This window comes from Alkalihalobacillus sp. AL-G, assembly GCF_030643805.1.
GTDB lineage: Bacteria > Bacillota > Bacilli > Bacillales > Fictibacillaceae > Pseudalkalibacillus.
On the sequence record NZ_CP094656.1, the window covers coordinates 1415628 to 1433474 of the forward strand.

At 39.6% G+C, this 17847-nt stretch carries 20 protein-coding genes; 12 read left to right on the top strand and 8 right to left on the bottom strand.

What is annotated here, in order from left to right; all coding sequences use genetic code 11:
• Positions 1-113: 113 nt before the first annotated feature.
• Positions 114-938, top strand: coding sequence for an MBL fold metallo-hydrolase (locus MOJ78_RS07280; RefSeq protein ID WP_304980527.1), 825 nt, complete (start codon positions 114-116; stop codon positions 936-938).
• Positions 939-997: 59 nt separating this feature from the next.
• Here MOJ78_RS07280 and MOJ78_RS07285 read toward each other — a convergent pair whose 3' ends face one another.
• A complete protein-coding gene (locus MOJ78_RS07285; protein ID WP_304980528.1) occupies positions 998-1546 on the bottom strand; it encodes a helix-turn-helix domain-containing protein in 549 nt (182 codons plus the stop codon).
• Between the two features lie 197 nt (positions 1547-1743).
• On the opposite strand from MOJ78_RS07285, the gene MOJ78_RS07290 reads away from it, so the two are divergent.
• The 3 genes from MOJ78_RS07290 (at position 1744) to MOJ78_RS07300 (ending at position 3869) form a co-directional block, all read left to right on the top strand.
• Positions 1744-2529 carry a dioxygenase family protein gene (locus tag MOJ78_RS07290; protein WP_304980529.1) on the top strand — a complete coding sequence of 262 codons (786 nt, stop codon included), beginning with the start codon at positions 1744-1746 and terminating at the stop codon, positions 2527-2529.
• A 57-nt stretch (positions 2530-2586) separates the two neighbouring features.
• Positions 2587-3015 (top strand): DoxX family protein, encoded by a 429-nt coding sequence (locus MOJ78_RS07295; RefSeq protein WP_304980530.1) that lies wholly within the window; start codon positions 2587-2589, stop codon positions 3013-3015.
• 98 nt (positions 3016-3113) lie between these two features.
• Positions 3114-3869: a GTP cyclohydrolase II gene (locus MOJ78_RS07300; protein WP_304980531.1), complete on the top strand. Its 756-nt coding sequence runs from the start codon at positions 3114-3116 to the stop codon at positions 3867-3869.
• A gap of 6 nt (positions 3870-3875) precedes the next feature.
• Here the strand turns inward: MOJ78_RS07300 and MOJ78_RS07305 are convergent, their stop codons facing one another.
• Together MOJ78_RS07305 and MOJ78_RS07310 are read right to left on the bottom strand one after the other, a co-directional pair.
• Positions 3876-4880 carry a DUF3231 family protein gene (locus MOJ78_RS07305; protein ID WP_304980532.1) on the bottom strand — a complete coding sequence of 335 codons (1005 nt, stop codon included), beginning with the start codon at positions 4878-4880 and terminating at the stop codon, positions 3876-3878.
• Between the two features lie 13 nt (positions 4881-4893).
• A complete protein-coding gene (locus tag MOJ78_RS07310) occupies positions 4894-5895 on the bottom strand; it encodes a DUF3231 family protein (protein ID WP_304980533.1) in 1002 nt (333 codons plus the stop codon).
• Positions 5896-6524: 629 nt separating this feature from the next.
• Here MOJ78_RS07310 and MOJ78_RS07315 point away from each other — a divergent pair.
• Positions 6525-7277 (top strand): MerR family transcriptional regulator, encoded by a 753-nt coding sequence (locus MOJ78_RS07315; protein ID WP_304980534.1) that lies wholly within the window; start codon positions 6525-6527, stop codon positions 7275-7277.
• An 89-nt stretch (positions 7278-7366) separates the two neighbouring features.
• Here MOJ78_RS07315 and MOJ78_RS07320 read toward each other — a convergent pair whose 3' ends face one another.
• The 3 genes from MOJ78_RS07320 to MOJ78_RS07330 are packed head-to-tail and all read right to left on the bottom strand — an operon-like array spanning position 7367 to position 9181.
• Positions 7367-8200, bottom strand: a complete 834-nt coding sequence (locus MOJ78_RS07320; RefSeq protein ID WP_304980535.1) for an undecaprenyl-diphosphate phosphatase — start codon at positions 8198-8200, stop codon at positions 7367-7369.
• Between the two features lie 3 nt (positions 8201-8203).
• The gene (locus MOJ78_RS07325) at positions 8204-8854 is read right to left on the bottom strand and encodes a hypothetical protein (protein ID WP_304980536.1); all 651 of its coding nucleotides are present in this window, start codon (positions 8852-8854) and stop codon (positions 8204-8206) included.
• 12 nt (positions 8855-8866) lie between these two features.
• Positions 8867-9181 carry a PadR family transcriptional regulator gene (locus tag MOJ78_RS07330; protein ID WP_304980537.1) on the bottom strand — a complete coding sequence of 105 codons (315 nt, stop codon included), beginning with the start codon at positions 9179-9181 and terminating at the stop codon, positions 8867-8869.
• Between the two features lie 650 nt (positions 9182-9831).
• Between MOJ78_RS07330 and MOJ78_RS07335 the strand changes: the two genes are divergently transcribed.
• The 6 genes from MOJ78_RS07335 to MOJ78_RS07360 all read left to right on the top strand — a co-directional run bounded on the left by MOJ78_RS07335 (position 9832) and on the right by MOJ78_RS07360 (position 14950).
• The gene (locus MOJ78_RS07335; RefSeq protein ID WP_304980538.1) at positions 9832-10605 is read left to right on the top strand and encodes a transporter substrate-binding domain-containing protein; all 774 of its coding nucleotides are present in this window, start codon (positions 9832-9834) and stop codon (positions 10603-10605) included.
• Between the two features lie 138 nt (positions 10606-10743).
• Entirely contained in the window at positions 10744-11388 is a 645-nt protein-coding gene (locus MOJ78_RS07340; protein ID WP_304980539.1) for an amino acid ABC transporter permease, read from the top strand.
• On the top strand, positions 11385-12113 hold the full coding sequence (locus MOJ78_RS07345; RefSeq protein ID WP_304980540.1) for an amino acid ABC transporter ATP-binding protein: 729 nt from the start codon (positions 11385-11387) through the stop codon (positions 12111-12113). Before MOJ78_RS07340 ends, MOJ78_RS07345 begins: the two co-directional genes overlap by 4 nt.
• A gap of 177 nt (positions 12114-12290) precedes the next feature.
• Entirely contained in the window at positions 12291-13904 is a 1614-nt protein-coding gene (locus MOJ78_RS07350; RefSeq protein ID WP_304980541.1) for an FMN-binding glutamate synthase family protein, read from the top strand.
• 142 nt (positions 13905-14046) lie between these two features.
• On the top strand, positions 14047-14652 hold the full coding sequence (locus MOJ78_RS07355) for a DedA family protein (protein ID WP_304980542.1): 606 nt from the start codon (positions 14047-14049) through the stop codon (positions 14650-14652).
• Between the two features lie 112 nt (positions 14653-14764).
• Positions 14765-14950, top strand: a complete 186-nt coding sequence (locus MOJ78_RS07360; protein ID WP_304980543.1) for a hypothetical protein — start codon at positions 14765-14767, stop codon at positions 14948-14950.
• Between the two features lie 64 nt (positions 14951-15014).
• Here MOJ78_RS07360 and MOJ78_RS07365 read toward each other — a convergent pair whose 3' ends face one another.
• Positions 15015-16178, bottom strand: a complete 1164-nt coding sequence (locus MOJ78_RS07365; protein ID WP_304980544.1) for an ABC transporter permease — start codon at positions 16176-16178, stop codon at positions 15015-15017.
• Positions 16165-16878: an ABC transporter ATP-binding protein gene (locus MOJ78_RS07370; protein ID WP_304980545.1), complete on the bottom strand. Its 714-nt coding sequence runs from the start codon at positions 16876-16878 to the stop codon at positions 16165-16167. The genes MOJ78_RS07365 and MOJ78_RS07370 overlap by 14 nt, the downstream gene beginning before the upstream one ends.
• Before the next feature lie 139 nt (positions 16879-17017).
• Between MOJ78_RS07370 and MOJ78_RS07375 the strand changes: the two genes are divergently transcribed.
• The gene (locus tag MOJ78_RS07375; RefSeq protein ID WP_304980546.1) at positions 17018-17845 is read left to right on the top strand and encodes a GNAT family N-acetyltransferase; all 828 of its coding nucleotides are present in this window, start codon (positions 17018-17020) and stop codon (positions 17843-17845) included.
• The last annotated feature ends 2 nt before the right edge of the window (positions 17846-17847 follow it).

A 17847-nucleotide genomic window follows, 5' to 3' on the forward strand; every position in this document is an offset into this window, starting at 1 on the left:
TCCGTTAATATTTACGACTATCGATGTAGAAAGGTTCATTCGTTTGGATGTTTTTCTGCTGGGATCCGTTATTTAAGATAAAGATATAAATCAGTTATGAGGAGTGGAGTATTATGACCAAATTCATTTGTACTACGTGTGGGGTCCAATATCTAGAAAGTGAGCAACCGCCCGATACGTGCCTGGTTTGTAATGAGGAGCGGCAGTATGAAAATCCGTTTGGCCAGGAGTGGACGACACTTACGCAAATGCGTGAATCTGACACTTTTAAAAATGAAATTGTCCAGGAGGAGGAAAATCTGTTCAGCATAACAACAACACCTAGTTTCGGGATTGGACAGACGGCGTATCTCGTGCGGGAAAATGGCTTGAACATACTTTGGGATTGTATCACTTATTTAGACGAAGAAACGATCCGCAAAATTAATGAGCTTGGCGGAATTGATGCGATTGCCCTTTCCCACCCGCATTATTATTCGACTCAGGTTGAATGGGCTGAGAAGTATGATGCCCCGATTTATATTCATGAGGATGATCAGGAGTGGGTGATGGAGCTGAGTGAACGAATCAAATACTGGTCCGGTGAGCAGATGGAGTTATCAAACAAAATTACGCTTCAACGATTAGGTGGTCATTTTAAGGGTGGAGCAGTCCTGTATTGGCCAAATGGAAATGCAGGTAAAGGAATTCTATTGACCGGCGACATCATTCAGGTCGTGGCGGATCGCAATTGGGTTAGTTTTATGTACAGCTATCCGAACCTGATTCCACTCCCAGCGAGTAAGGTGAAAGAGATCGCAGCACGAGTGAAGAGCCTCAAATTTGATCGTATTTATAATGCGTTTCATAAAATAGTTCCGACCAACGGAAATAAAGCTGTTCAACGATCGGCTAATCGATATATCAGTGCACTGGAAGAAACCCTTTTTGATACGTGACTTTATAAGTTCATATTTTACAAGGCTGTTAATTGGATTATTCCATGCTAACAGCTTTTTTATAATCGATCATCGAGTTCAATATCTGTATAAATTGCGATTAATACTACTGCTGGTTCCTCACCTATATTTTTCACATTATGCGGGACACTCGCATTCCAGCTGAACGAATCACCTTCCTCTAAAACAACTGAATCCTCACCTTGTACAGCAAGAATTTTCCCTTGCAATACTAGATGACATTCTTCTCCTTCATGAGCGTGTGGCTCATCTCCAGTTGAAGCCCCAGGAGGAAATTCAACACGCAGCATCGTAAGTCCACCTTTGCAAGTTAAATGTTCGACTTTAAGATTTTCTTTATTGTGAGTCGTATATTGCCGTTCATGTTTTCTAACTACACGTATACGCTGCTCTTTCTCTAAAAGGAGATAAGGCAAAGGGATCCCGAGGAAATTAGCGACTGTTTGTAACGTGTTAATAGATGGCGACGTATTGTTGTTTTCCATATTGCTGATAAATCCTTTGGAAAGTCCTGTACCCTCACTCATTTGTGCGATCGTAATCTTTTTTCTATTGCGTATAGCCCGAATCGTTGTACCGATATCCATGTTATTCAACCACCTCTATATGTTTCCTAATAAACAACTTATTTATATATTAGCAAAAAAAACGTTGACAATCTACAATGCCCATTGTTACTCTATAAACAACAAATATTCATATTTAAAAACACATCAATTTAGTGTAACTATACAATTCCACATTATTCTTTATGCAATTCATTGAGAAAGGAGGAGAGGTTACGATGATGCCATCTTTTTTTGTCGCTCATGGAGCGCCACTTCTAGCGATTGAAGATAATGACTACACACAGTTTTTAAATAATTTGGGTTGTGCAGTGCCACGTCCAAAAGCGATCGTATTGTTTTCAGCCCATTGGGAGTCATCCGTTCAAAAGGTAAGTAAAGTTGATGGATATTATAAGACGATCTATGATTTTGGAGGGTTTCCTGAAGAGCTGTATCGCATTCAATATGCGGCTAAAGGTGATCAGCGGATTACGACTGATATACAAGAATTGTTCACTAAACACGGTGTTCCACATGAACTAGAAACGGAACGCGGTCTAGATCATGGAGCTTGGGTTGTCCTTAAGCTGCTTTACCCAAATGCCGATATTCCTGTCATCTCAATGTCAGTAAATCCGCAGCTTACACCTGAGGAGCAGTACAAGGTTGGGGAATCCCTATCAGCGTTACAGGCAAATGACATCTTGATCATCGGCAGTGGTGGGACCGTGCATAACCTCAGTGCTTTAAATATGGTTGAAGACAACGGGGCAATCGATCAATGGGCACGTGATTTCGATGAGTGGTTGGCGCGTCATTTGAAAAAGTGGGATGTAGACTCTCTTTTCAATTACAAGTCATTAGCCCCAGCAGCAAATCGTGCGGTGCCACCCTATGGGAACGAGCATTTCATACCGATATTTTATGCTATGGGGGCAGCCGATGATAGACGAGATGCAAGATTATTACACCGTAGCTATCGATATGGAAACCTAAGTCAAAGTGTCTGGCAGTTTGGATAATCGAAAAACAGCATTTTATTTTAAAGAATTATTGATATTTAATAGGAGGTAAGAAGAATGGAAAATAAATATGAGTGGAGTACGTTTATTTTACGTGTCGTGTTAGGAATCACATTTTTTGTTCACGGGTTGGCGAAATTCCAAGGTGGCATTGAAAACACCGTTGGATGGTTTGGAAGTATCGGCCTGCCAGGATTTCTCGCTTATGGTGTTGCCTTGTTAGAGTTAGTTGGTGGAATCGCATTAGTTGTTGGCTTGGGAACTAGAATCATATCAGGCTTACTTGCATTACTGATGGCTGGAGCTATTTTAAAAGTGAAATTGCCTGTTGGCTTTATAGGAAATGGACAGGCAGGCTATGAATTAGATCTCGCTTTCTTAGCAATGTCAGTAGCGATAGCTATAAATGGCAGTAATTTGTATGCACTGGATTCTAAACTTTTTAAAGGGCAAAAGCATCAAAACGAAAACACCAAATCAGCTTAAGTAAAACGATAGTCTGAATATCTGGTATGGAAGGGAATTGCAATGGCAATTTCGTTTCCGTTTCGGGGGTTTGTACGGTACTGAAAGGGGATGACATCATGGCACAACTCGAACTTAAATCAAAAGTTCTATCCATTTTAAAAGATAAAATCCAATTGATTAATACAGATGAAGGTGCTATTTACCTTGTAGGTCCAATTCGTCTCCCGGTTAATTTATTTGGCGAAACGGCTGTATTTCACTGGTATTGTTGGTTGAATTGTGAGGAAGATACAAAAGATCTTCAACAGATCATTGATAAGTTGTCTTCGTCTAATTTAGCTGAATTGCAACAATCGAGTGTTTTGGTCTATGGGGATTTTCAAAATCAAGAGGATGCCATCATCAGAATGCATTCAATCTGCCATACGGGGGATATCTTCGGAAGTAAACGATGTGATTGTGGTTATCAACTGAAACAATCCATGCGTATGATTACTGAATATGGGGCGGGGGCATTATTTTATCTTGCAAATCATGAAGGTAGAGGGATTGGTTTATTCAGTAAGGCGATGGCTTATTTACTTCAAGAAAACGGGTATGACACAGTAGAGGCGAATTTAGAACTTGGTTTTGTTGATGACGCTCGAAATTACAGTGATTCTATAGAAGTTTTGAAAGCATTACGTTCAAAACCGGTAACGCTTATGACGAATAATCCAAAAAAACTCGCAGCATTGAAAGCTGCTGATTTGCATGTGTCTGGCAGAACACCACTATGGGGAGATATTACCGAGTATAACAAGAATTATCTACGGACAAAAATAAAGCGTTCTGGTCATTTAGAAGATGGTGGAGCTTGTCCCAATGACTAACCAGCGTTATTCTCTTATCAGCCTATTATGATCGGGAGAATGGGGTGGTTCTTCAAACCAACCTTTTTCAATCATGATGTTTGCTCCGTCTTCTGCATATAACGAAATTTCTACTAAAAGACGTCCGTATTTCAACGCGACATCCTTTCTCGGACTAGATCCCATTGCTGCCCCGTATTTTGCAATACCACCGGCTGCCATAGCTGTGATCAGGAACATCATCAATTTATCCGAAAAAGGGGAAACCTTTGAATTTGTAACCGCGGAGTCCCAGAGCATTGGCGCTGGAAGGTCATCCTGCGTTAACACTTGTTTTAAAATTTTCATTTGTTTATTAGCAATTTCTTTTCCTCTAATGAAGTAATTTTTTACTTTCTCGCTTTTGGCAACCTGTGCAAATCCAAGCAACGTCTCTTTTGCAACAAAGTTGGTTTCGTTCGTGAGAAATAAATGTGAAATTTCAATCACTGTCAAAGGACGTTGTTTCCCCATTAAATTTCCTAAAAAATTTTGATTGGTCACAAATTCTGCTTGGTCCGGTAATGATATATATGGAGGGCGAACATAGACCCCCTTTTTTAACAAAACCTCCTTGATCATTACCTGCAATTGTACGGCATCATTAAGGAGCTTTTCGTGAAAAGCAACAATATCGTAACGACTCCCCAGTCCAATTGCTAGCGCATCTGCTGACATTTGAGCAACAGTCATATCCTTTAGGTTGTAAATGAAATAAAGATCCGAAAATAAACGAGGAGCATTTGTATTTACATCCTTGTTCGAAAAACCGGTTGGAATCGGAAAGTTTTCCCTTTCAAATAAATCGGTCAAAGATGTGAGGTATTCTTCCGTAGAACGCACTCCAAACTCAATGACTGTACGGAAATCACGATCTTCTACCTTTGCGGAAAAATACTTCAATACACAAAGTTTCGCGGTATCCTTAACATATTGTAACCATAAACTAGCCATTTCTGCTGAAGTTAAACGGGTTTCATGATTCATTTCCATTTTAATTGCCCCTTTACTTTACTAACTGATTTCGGTCAGGTGCATGAGGCGGCTTTTCCAACCAACCGTGGTCAATCATGATGTTTGCTCCGTCTTCTGCATAAAGTGAGATTTCCATTAAGAGTCGGGAATATTTTATCCCTATATCTTTTCTTGGACTCACTGAAATGGCTGTCCCGTAATTTCCAATTCCAGCTGCAATCATAGCAGTCACGTGGAACATGATCAGTTTATCGGAAAATGTCGGTACCGTTGAATCTGTTACAGCTGTGTCCCAACTCATAGTCGCTGGAATATCATCATCCAATTGGATTTGGCTGAAAATGTTGACATGTTTTTCGGCAATTTCTTTTCCGCGTACCAAAAACTCCTTTACCTTTTTCCTTTTTGCCACTTGAGTAAATGCGACCATCATTTGTTTTCCAACGACATTTGTTTCGATATTTAAAAACAAGTGGGTCATTTCAACCGTCGTTAATGGACGTTGGTCTCCCCAAAGTTTCCCTAAGAAGCTTTGTTTTGTGGCAAAATCAACTTCATCTGGGGTGGAGATATAAGGGGGGCGAACATAAACGCCTTTTTCCATCATGACTTCCTTTGCTGCCTTATGTAATTTCACCGCATCTGCAAGGACCTTTTTATGAAAAGAAACAACATCAGAACGGGCAGCCAACCCAATTGCTAAGGTACTTGCTGTCATACCTAGGATCGACATATTTTTTAAATAAGACAGGTAAAATAAATCTGAAAACAAACGCGGGGCTTGTAAATTCACATCTTTTTTTGAAAAGCCTACGGGAATCGGAAATGTTGCTTGTTCAAAGAAACCCTGAAGAAACTCAATATGGTTTTTACATGAAGAAAAAGCCAATTCAAGAACCAAACGAACCTGGCTATCCTCAACGGTCATCAAAAAATGTGCTAATACACTTCTTGCGGCAGTGTCGTTTATATATTGTCCCCACAAACCCGCCATCTCCGCAGATGTTAATTGAGCATCATGATCCCTGTCCATGAATAAGGTCCTCCTAAGCACCGATTCTGAAAAAGTCATATTTTGATTTTAATAACTATAAATATAGAATTTTTTACACGTTAGGCAAGCATAACTTTTCAGCAAGAAGAATTACCGACGTTGGAGAAAAGTTTACGTCCCAAGTATAAGTGCAACTAGGGCGATCGCCTACACAAAGGCTTGGCGCTAGCCAAGTTTTCTTTATAAGTTGTCCAAAAGATAAAAAAATATTATTAAAATACATCTTTAATCTGTTATAACAAAAAAGTCAGAGTCGGAACGCTAAGGGCCATCTCTGACTTTTTTGGTTGGCAAAATGAACACATGTTAAAAGAAGAGTTTGAATGACTTTGTGACCGCCACCCACACGAATATGATTATGAAGATAGAAAATAAAAAGCTTACACCTATGATTGGAACGGTATAGTTGTAAATTCCACCGTACTGAGACCCGAAAAAGCCCATGCAAGTTCTCCTTTCCCATTTTTACTACATAGTATGAAGGCATCCCTTTTTCAGATTAGAGTTTGCCCTATGGAAAGAAGAAATAGGCTTTCTTGTATAAAAAATTCAGTTGACTCTAACGTTACGTTATACTTTATAGTGAATTTTGAAGGGAGAGCAAAACGATGGCAATGAAAGTGAAAGAAGTCGCGGATTTAGTTGGAATTAGTGTGCGCACACTACATCATTATGATGAAATCGGGTTATTAACACCTGAGCAGACGACCGACTCCGGGTATCGACTTTATTCTAATGAAAATCTTGAAATGTTACAACAAATCCTATTTTTAAAAGAGTTAGGCTTCCCTTTGAAAAAAATTAGTAAGATTATCAGTAGTCCTTCATTTGATCGTAAAGAGGCATTGAAATTACATCGGAAAATGTTGCTTGAGAAACGCGGTCGACTGGATAAGATGATTGCGACGATTGATAAAACGATCCTAAACACGGAAGGAGAAATTCAAATGTCTAACAAAGAAAAATTCGAAGGGTTCGATTTCAGTCATAATCCATATGAAAAAGAAGCACGAGAGCGTTGGGGTGATGAAACCGTCGATAAATCCAATGCCAAGTTAGGGAACATGTCTGAAGAAGAACAAAAAGCGATGGGCGACAAAATGAATACAATTTATCGTAAGCTTGCAGACCTCCGAAATAGCTCGCCAGATTCAGATGAGGCACAACAAGCAATAAAGGAATGGTATGACTTTTTAAACGGAAACTTTGGTCATCACTATTCACTCGATGCCTTCAAAGGATTAGGTCAAATGTACGTTGAAGATGAGCGCTTTACCAAAAACATCGACCAGTTTGGTAAAGGGCTAGCAAGGTTCATGCGTGATGCGATGGCGGTTTATTCAGACAACAACAAAAATTAATGTGGAGATTTAACCTAAAATAAAAATTTACGTAAAAACACCCCACCTATGCCATCGATCGGAGTGGGGTGTTTGACTGTAATAAATCTTTATAAGAAGTAAAGTACGTAAATCAGCACTGCGATAATCATACGATAGATTGCAAATGGTACAAGCTTGACTCGGTCAATCAGTTTTAAGAAAAATTGGATTGAAATAAGTGCGAAAATAAATGCACTAATAAATCCGACGATCATAAACGGTAAGGCATCCATCGTGAAATACTGCCAGTTTTTAATGAGTGATAGACCACTTGCTCCAGCCATGACAGGGACAGCCATAATAAACGTGAAATCTGCCGATGCACGGTGACTTAACCCGAGCAAAACACCGCCAGAAATCGTTGAGCCTGAGCGTGAGAACCCTGGCCATAAACCGATACACTGAAAGAAACCCATTCCTAGTGCTTGCTTATATGAAATGTTATCTACTGATTCTGTAACATGCTTCTTTTTCTTATTATAGCGGTCAGCAATGATCATCAGGATTGCTCCCACGAATAACCCGATGATGACAGTTTCAGTACGAAAAAGGTTTTCGTCAATGTAGTCCTCGAACAAAAATCCGATGATTCCTGCAGGAACGATGCCAACAAAAATATGGGATAATTTAAGCCGGTTTTCATTAGCAGTATATGAAGTTTTTTTGCCGAGATGTAACATGTTGAGAATGCGGTCTTTAAAGATGATTACAACAGCTAGTATCGAACCGAGCTGAATGACCACTTTAAATGTGACAGCTACTTCTTCGTTAAACAATTGCTTTGATTTTAACCATAAATCATCGACGATAATCATGTGCCCTGTGGAAGAGACAGGCGCAAATTCGGTTAAACCTTCTACAAATCCAAGTATGATTGCAACTAAAAATTCCCAAGTAGTCATCTATTAATCTCCTTTTAATCCTGTTAATTTCTTATAGAACATCGCATCAAACAACTTATAAAGAAAAAACATACCGCATAGTCCGAGTCCATAAAGGAAGATTGTTGTTTCCAAAACGACTAGGACCAACGAAGATAAGAATACCATTTCTGTTACTAAGAATAAACAAATAGTTACAATTGCCGCAATACATGTATAACCCCATAAATAGTAATGTGCATGGAGGTTGAAGAGCATTGTATTTTTCGATAAAGTGGTGAACTCTTTCACTTTGAATTGCTGAATCGCTTGTTTGGCTGCGTCGTGTTTGTTCAAGCCCTGATCAACCAAATCACTAGCATAATCCTCTAAATAGGTTTGCAGTTCAAGTTGATCGTCAGGGTCTAAAGCGAGGTTGTTCACGAATGCTTGTATATCATTATATTTTTGGTACATTGCATTCATTCGAATATGACCAATATAATTCAAAATTCCCCATAAAACTGCAAGGAAAAAGGCCAATAAACATCCCGCTAGCGTATACAATTGGATCGTGGATGGATCGTTGTAAAGATCAACATAAACGGTGACGACGAAAAGCAGGATGGAGACGATAAGAAGCCAACCGTATGTAATATCTCTTAAACTGAAAATCTTTTTCATCAATGGACTCATCTTTATCCCTCCTTAGGTAAACTTTGAAACGATGCTGGCCATCTGTTCCCAATCCTGTTTTATTTGCTGCAGTCGTTCCTGCCCATCCGATGTGATCCGGTAGTATTTCCGCCGACCGCCTTGAGTTTCGCTCCCCCAATAGGATTCGATGGATCCCTGTTTTTCAAGGCGTTTCAGAGATAGATATAATGTAGCTTCTTGTACAATGAATGCGCCTTCGGTCCGCTCCTTTAACTCTCTGGAAATTTCATATCCGTAGTTGTCCTTTTCCAGTAGTAAGGAAAGGATAAGAAGGTCGATGGTACCTTTCAGCATTTCTTTATTCAACGTCAGGACCTCCGAATAATTACTTAAGTATATTAAGTACTCAACAATTAATAATATAAAACATATTACTAAACATTGCAAGGTGATTTTCCGGAAAATTAAATGCTGACCAAAATTGCATGTATTATGGGTTTTCCGCTTAAGTAATGGTATGATTTGCATGTTAATGTAAAGAAATTTAAAAGAATGTTGCGTAAATCGAACGGCTGAACAACTGAATGTTTATTATTAATGCGAACTTACAATAGATACTGCGAAAAACAGAAATTAACTGCGAAAGAAACCATGATATTAACTGCGGAAAACAAAAAGTATTACGGAAGTCACAAACCAATCAAAAAGCTGACCCAATAACGCTCTTATGGGTCAGTCACCTACTGATTTTCTATTTTAGTTGTTTGTTTTGCCATACATGTGCATGTGTCATAACATAGGCGATTGCTTCAGATTCATCACCTATTCCGATGTATTGTGGGGTTCATAATGGACAAAATATAAAGGGGTTTTTATCTAATAACTTGAAGACATTAGGGAGGAATCAAGGCTCAAAGTTTTAAGGAAATTAGTTTTTATGGTATATTTATAACTGGTTGTTTCAAAATTGTTACGGTTTTCATCGTAATTAAACCACTCAACAAGGAGGAGAATTCATGAAGAAATTTAGTTTCGTTTCAATGATCTTAATCCTAACATTAGTACTCGCAGCATGTGGTTCCTCAGATGGAGAAAACGCAGGTGGTGATGGCGAAGCGAAAGTATACAAAGTCGGAGTAGATACGACTTATCCGCCATTTGAATTTAAAGAAGGTGGAGAGTACAAAGGGATCGACATTGATTTGATCAATGCGATTGCTGAAAGCCAAGGCTTTGAAATTGAATTGAAGCCGATGGACTTTGGCGGTATAATTCCAGCACTTCAGGCAGGTCAGCTTGATGTAGCGATAGCAGGGATGAGTATCACAGAAGACCGTAAAAAGATTGTTGATTTCTCTGAGCCATACTTTGATGCTGGTTTAAGCCTTGTCGTTGGTGAAGGTAACACAGATATCAAATCCGTAGACGACCTAAAAGGAAAAACGGTTGCAGTAAAAAAGGGAACAACCGGTGCAACTTATGCCTTAGAAAACAAGGACAAGCTTGGTATTGAAATTACTCAATTTGACGACAGTCCTTCTATGTTCCAAGAAGTTGCAAACGGAAATGCAGATGCATTAATAGAGGACTACCCGGTAATTGGTTATGCAATCAAACAAAAAGACCTTGGACTTAAGATTGTTGGAGACCGTCTAAATGGTGACCAGTATGGAATCGCAGTTCTAAAAGGTGAAAATCAAGACCTGTTAGAAAAAATCAACAAAGGTCTTGCAGAACTTAAAGAAAATGGAAAATATGATGAAATCTTAAACACTTACCTCGGGGAATAAAACGTAGAACTTCTTGAAAACGCGCGGTAGCGCGTTTTCTTTTTGAAAGAAATCATATGTATTTTATGAATAAAAGAAAGCTTAATATCAATTTTTTAAACAGAACAGTTTTTTCTTTTTTTGAAAGGAGTGGGACTTTTGGATACAATAATAGAAGCGTTACCCTATTTGCTTGAGGGATTGCAAGTTACGCTATATGTCTTTGTTATTGCTGTTCTAATCGGGTTTGTTATTGGTCTTGTGATGGCGTTATTCCGATTGGCGCCGATTAAAATCCTGAATTGGATTGCAAAAATCTTTATCGATGCGATTCGCGGAACACCGTTTATCGTTCAGTTGTTCTTCATTTATTTTGGACTGAATTCTTTAGAATGGATTTCAATGAGTAACACTACTGCAGGTATTGTAACAGTTGCAATCAATGCAGGTGCTTACCTAGCTGAAATCATCCGTGCGGGAATCATGTCGATTGATAAAGGACAAACCGAAGCTGCACGTTCACTCGGTTTATCAGGTGGACAAAATATGCGTTTTATCGTTTTACCGCAGGCGTTCAGAAGAATGCTACCTGCGTTTACGAATCAATCGATCATCAGTTTGAAAGATACGTCCTTGCTATCAATCATCGGGATTGCTGATTTGACTCAGCAAGGTCAGATTCAAATGGCTGTAACATATGAAGCGTTTAAAATCTGGTTTGCGGTCGGTGTCATTTACTTTATCATTATTTATCTCTTATCGATCCTTGCAAATTATTTAGAAAGGAGATTTGAACTCCGATGAGTATAATACAAGTTAATAATCTAAAGAAATCCTTTGGGAAGTTAGAGGTTCTTAAGGATATAAATGCGGATGTAAAAGAGCAGGAAGTGGTTTGTGTCATCGGTCCTTCAGGTTCAGGTAAAAGTACATTTCTTCGATGCTTAAACCGGCTTGAAGAAATTACCGACGGCCACGTAATCATTAATGGTCATGATATTACCGACAAAAATGTAAAAATCAATCAGGTTCGCCAGGAAGTAGGTATGGTGTTCCAGCAGTTCAACCTTTTTCCGCATAAAACTGTTCTTCAAAATATTACACTATCGCCGATGAAGGTGAAATCTCAATCAAAGACAGCGGCAAAGGAAAAAGCACTTGGATTGCTCGAGAAGGTTGGCTTAAGTGAGAAAGCAAACAGCTATCCTGGTGAATTGTCTGGTGGTCAAAAGCAGCGTGTCGCAATCGCTCGAGCACTTGCGATGGACCCGAAAATCATGCTGTTTGACGAACCGACTTCCGCACTTGACCCAGAAATGGTCGGGGATGTCCTCGAGGTTATGAAACAGCTTGCTAAGGAAGGAATGACAATGGTCGTCGTTACTCACGAGATGGGATTTGCTCGTGAAGTAGGAGATCGCGTCATCTTCATGGATGGCGGTTTCATCGTTGAAGAAAACGTACCGAATGAGTTGTTCGGTAACCCTCAGCACGAACGGACAAAAGCCTTTTTAAGTAAGGTCTTATAAAAATGAATGTCAGGTACTACTCATTTCTCTGAGTAGTGCTTTTTTATTTGAATTTTTATAGCTTAAGACAAAACCTGTATACATCGATTGATTTTGCTAAAAATAACCTTAGCCAATGAATTCTTTGATTTTCACGGACAGCAGAAGAAAATTTACATATACAGGGAGAAATTTCATATGAACTTAGCAAATTATTTAACAATCATCAGCTTCTTTACGGCAATCGTGATTCTTATCGGATTGCTTATTGTAATTGTTTATTTGTACTTTGTGGATCGGACACAAAAGGAACACCCCGTTCTACGTAATTATCCGATGGTAGGACGAGCAAGGTACTTTTTTGAAAATATAGGTCCGGAATTACGTCAGTACCTTTTTAATAACGATAATGAAGGAAAGCCGTTTTCTCGGAATGACTATCAGCATATTGTCAGAAGTGCAAAGTATAAGCGAGATGTTATCGGATATGGTTCCCAACGCGATTTTGACGCAAAAGGTTTCTATGTAAGAAATTCGATGTTTCCGAAGCTAACCGAAGAGTTGAAAATGGACAAAGATACAAAGGTAACGACGAACCGCTATGTTCTCCTTAAGGAGCCTTTATTTACACAACGCGAGGAAAAATGGGAAGAAAATAGTTCATCTGCTTATTTGCTCGATGATGAGGATGCCGTTGTGATCGGGAAAAATACGGCTGAACCTTTTAAAGTTAAAAGTCTTGTTGGCATGTCCGCAATGAGCTATGGTTCACTTGGAGACCATGCGATCTCTGCTTTATCTGAAGGCTTGGGGATGGCAACAGGTACTTGGATGAATACAGGAGAGGGGGGGATTTCCTCCTATCACCTGAAAGGCGGTGTAGATATCATTATGCAGATCGGACCTGGTCTTTTTGGTGTTAGAGATAAGGAAGGAAATTTCTCATGGGATGCGTTAAAAGAAAAGAGTGAAATTCCACAGTTAAAGGCTTTTGAAGTTAAATTAGCCCAAGGAGCAAAAACGCGCGGTGGCCATATCGATGCTGAAAAAGTAACGCCTGAAATTGCAGAAATACGTTTGGTCGAACCATACAAATCAATTGATAGTCCGAATCGATTTAGAGAGTTTGGCGATTTGCCATCCTTGTTTGGTTTTATCGAACGGATAAGAGAGCATACGGGAAAGCCGGTTGGTATGAAGATTGTTGTCGGGAGCGCTGACGAGGCAGACGAGTTAGCACGCTATATGAAGGAAAGTGGAAAAGGTCCTGATTTTATTACGGTAGACGGTGGGGAAGGTGGAACAGGGGCTTCTTATCAAGAACTAGCAGACAGTGTCGGTTTGCCGATTAAAGCAGCATTACCATTAGTTGATTCTGCTCTTAGAAGGTATGGTGTCCGTGACCGCGTCAAGCTGATTGCTTCTGGTAAATTGTTTTCGCCTGATCGTGTTGCGATCGCACTTGCAATGGGAGCAGATCTCGTCAATATTGCTCGTGCATTTATGATTACGGTCGGCTGTATTCAGGCACTGCAATGTCACTCGAACTCTTGTCCAGTAGGTGTTGCTACATCTGATCCCAGCCTGCAGAATGGTCTCGTGATTGAGGAAAAGAAACATCGGGTCGCTAATTATGTCATCACATTGCGGAAGGGACTTTTCCGTATTTCAGCGGCTGCAGGCCTTGATTCCCCAATTCATTTTGAACGGAAACATGTCGTCTATAAAGATGAGAGAGGAGAAGTTATTCCTCTTGAAGACATTTACCAATCAATCATACATCGTGCAAATAAGGAATCGACAGGTAGTTAAGTCACACTAAAAAGGAAAAAAATGAATGATATGAAACAGATAGTTCGATGTGGACTGTCTGTTTTGTTTTTTAAGGCTTATTGATTGAATAACTGCTAATTGGGGAAAGGAAAGGAAAACGAACCAAAAGGAGCTTTCAAACATGATTGATTTCATGATAGATATCCTAAAGAACTTCGGTATGTGGGGTTTGTTCACAAGTATGGCGGTTGAGGCTTCTTCATTACCGTTTCCGGGAGCAATCGTAAGCCTATTGTATGGTTATCTATTGAATCCGTCTTGGCTGGATCTGATCAGTCTAGCGATTTTTGCAAGTGTGGTTTACACAATATTTAGTTTTATCCCATATTTAATCGGCTACATGCTTGAGGACAAGCTGAAGGAAAAATTGAATCGCAAGAATGTCGAAAAATCGCAGAAATATTTTCAAAAGTTCGGTCGTTGGACCATTGCAGTAGCAAGGCCGTTTGGAATCGGAAACTATTTGTCTTATGTAGCTGGCATCAGTAAAGTGAATCCTCCAATATTCGCTGCATTGACGTTTATCGGTATTCTTCCTATGACTTTCTTGATGCTATGGTTGGGAAGAAGCGGACATGTTGAATCGGTCCATAAATTTATGAGCCAATTTCAGACATTGTTTTGGCTTATCATAGGAATTTCCGTCATCATTTATGTTGGATTTAAAATTAAGAAAAAGAAGCCTAGCCCAGGTTCAAAGTATGAAGAAGCCGAACAGAATAATTGATTGACATGAAAATCCGCTCGATGACAAAAAAAGGTCGAATGATGAAATCCCTTGATGCACCCCCACCCACGTATCGTCATAAATTAATAGTGAAGGGGAAGGAGGTGTCGAAATGCAGGGGATTCTCACGTACCTCGCTGCATTAATCGCTGGGTCTTTGTTGTTGGATTTATCACTTAAAGGAACATTTCTCGCAAGCTTCGGACCTGCTCTCAATATTATTGGTGTTCTAACTGTAATTGTCTTTGCGGCTGTCCTCATTTACAAAGGACTGCGGCTGCTCATAGGAAAAGGTTAGTAAAAACGTTGCAAAGTATACGAAAGGGGTTGACTCATACCGGTAGAGCCGACCCTTAATTAAACTAAAACAGATAGACAAACATTGACGATAATATAGCTATCAGCCCGACGAATACATATCCCGGTGTCAAGAACAGCATCAGCACCCGCTTTTTGGCAATGCGCATCCGTTCTTTATCTGGCGAAAGTGCCGCTAATAGGGGGTTGGAAGTAACAATCCCCCAAATTGAATCCAACCATTTTTTCATAAACAACAGGAACAAAACGTACATTGTCCACTTCATCCAAACCGGGGGAAACAAAATAATGGCGGAAATCGAAACACCCATGATTTGAAGGTAGCTCATCAAGTGAGAACCATTACGGAAAAAGGCTTTTATAAAGAGTTCGACGAGCCCATTTTCGACAGTCCGCAATGCATAAATCCGTCCTGAATTTCGAAAAAGCCATGGTCTCTTCCTTGAGAATGGTATCGTTTTAGGGACGAATTCTGAAGACATCAATATGAATCGAACATATTTAAGCTTTTGTTTTCGATCATGATTGATATCAACAAGTGCTGTTGTATGTGTTGTAACCGAAGGAATGATTTGGATTAGTAAAAGCACAAGAAACACGAGGGTGGCTACTAGCAAGAGACTGATACTGTGCTCCACGAATCGTAGAGTTAGGATTACGATCACCACAGCCGCTGAACCAAACAATAGGAAGCTCATGGCCGCCTTTAGCCATTGGTTTGTAATGCCCTCGAATCTTTTATTTAACATAAGAATGAGCCATTTGCTTATACAATAAAAAAGGGATAGCATCGTAACCTCTAACCATGAAAGCCCGTAATATCCAATCAAAAAAGGGGAAAGCCAGGCGAAAACTAACAACATACCGACACCTTGCAAAAGGATTGAATACAACATTGCCCATTTTTTCAGATCAAAAATTACCTTCTTCTTCTGAAGCAAAAATAGCTGATCAGCGTCCTGTAAAAATGTACGGAAACCACCTGCCCAGCAAAAGAAGTACAAAAGGATGAACATCGCCGCTAACGGGATTCCTTCAATCCATTTTGGTGTATCGAGCCACCAGGACCTATATATTCCAATAAAGATTGCAATTCCAGGTATAATTAGATAAAGGGCAATTGTCCAATCAACGACAGAATGAATTGCTTTTGTTTGAAATTTTACATCCTGCCAGCATCTTCCTAAAAAAAGGCTACGACCTGACATCCGTGTCCTCCGATAAAGCATTATAACAATCGAAAAGCGTACCGCCCTTGAGCCCTGAAAGGCTTTGAAGATCTTGTAATGTTCCTTGTGCGACGATGGTCCCGCCTTTCATCAATAAGAATCGATCACAATGTTTTTCTGCCGTATCTAATACGTGGGTTGACATTAAAATTCCTGCACCACGTTGCTTTTCAACCTGTATTTTATGTATGAAATCCTTCATCGCATTTGGGTCTAGCCCGATAAAAGGCTCGTCCACTATAAATAAATATGGTTGAATTAAAAATGCAAGAATCAACATGACCTTTTGCTGCATTCCCTTTGAAAAGGTATTCGGTATCTCATGAATGACATGCTTTAGCTTAAAGGTTTTTAGAAGTTCCTCGGATCGCTTTTTTAAAACACTTTCATCGATCTCCATGACGGACGCAGCAAGGTCGATGTGTTCCCAGAGTGTCAGTTCATCGTAAAACGAAGGATGTTCAGGGACGTATGCATAATGCCCCGTTTCCACAAACTCGATTGATCCCTCCACACTTTTTAAGAAGCCAAGTATCGATTTGATCGTCGTGCTTTTCCCGGCTCCATTATCCCCGATCAATCCAACGAGTTCGCCTTTATGAATTGAAAAAGCCACATCGCTTAATATTCCTTTTTTATCATAGCCAGCCTTTTGGATATTGACCTTTAATAATTCCATCAAAATCCCCCTCCACTTTTATATACGACCGTGCAATAAAAAGGTTTCTTTACGTTGCCGAAAATGAGTTATTAACAAGGAATCACGAGTGAAAATAGAGAATTTAATAGAGTTGAAAAAATAGTACTGGAGGAGTTCCATGCTGACAGATTCGCAATTAAAAGATATTGAGGAGCTTCAAGGTGTTTGTGAAGCCAAAGATCAAATCCAATTAAAGCTGAACTGGGAAATGCTTCACAACCGGGATAAAGAGGAAAGAAATGATTTTTTACATTATGAGGATGGGGAACTCGTTGCGTTTCTTGGTCTCTATGGTTTTGGTAACAAGGCTGAATTGTGTGGAATGGTCAGACCTGAATTTCGTAGAAAAGGAGTCTTCACAAAGCTTTTTAAAAAAGCCATAGAAGAAATACGGGAACGGAACTATAGCAACGTTCTATTAAATGCTCCAGCAGATTCTCAATCGGCTAAAGGTTTTTTAGAGACGATTCCTTGTGACTATTCGATCTCTGAATATCAAATGAAATGGTCTGAAACGGATTTGGCTGTTGATGAGAGTGTTAAATTAAGACATTCTACTCCCGACGATCTTGAAGCTGAAATCCAACTAGATGTACGTTGTTTTGGCTTTGATGTGGAAGGGGCGGACGGATTTAATAATCGTATTAAACATGAACCCTCACAAAAGCGTTATATGATTGAGAGTGAAGGGAAGACGGTAGGGAAAATCCGAATCAGTAATTTGAATGAGGAAGCGTGGATTTATGGCTTTGCTATTTTTCCTGAATTCCAGGGGAAAGGAATTGGAAGGAAGGTATTAAAGAAAATAATTATCGAGGAACATCGAAATGGATATCCTGTCTTTCTCGAGGTCGAAGCTAAAAATGCTCATGCATTGGGACTATATGAGTCCTGTGGCTTCAAGACGTTCCATACGCAAGATTACTATCAATATAAGCTTTTATAGAG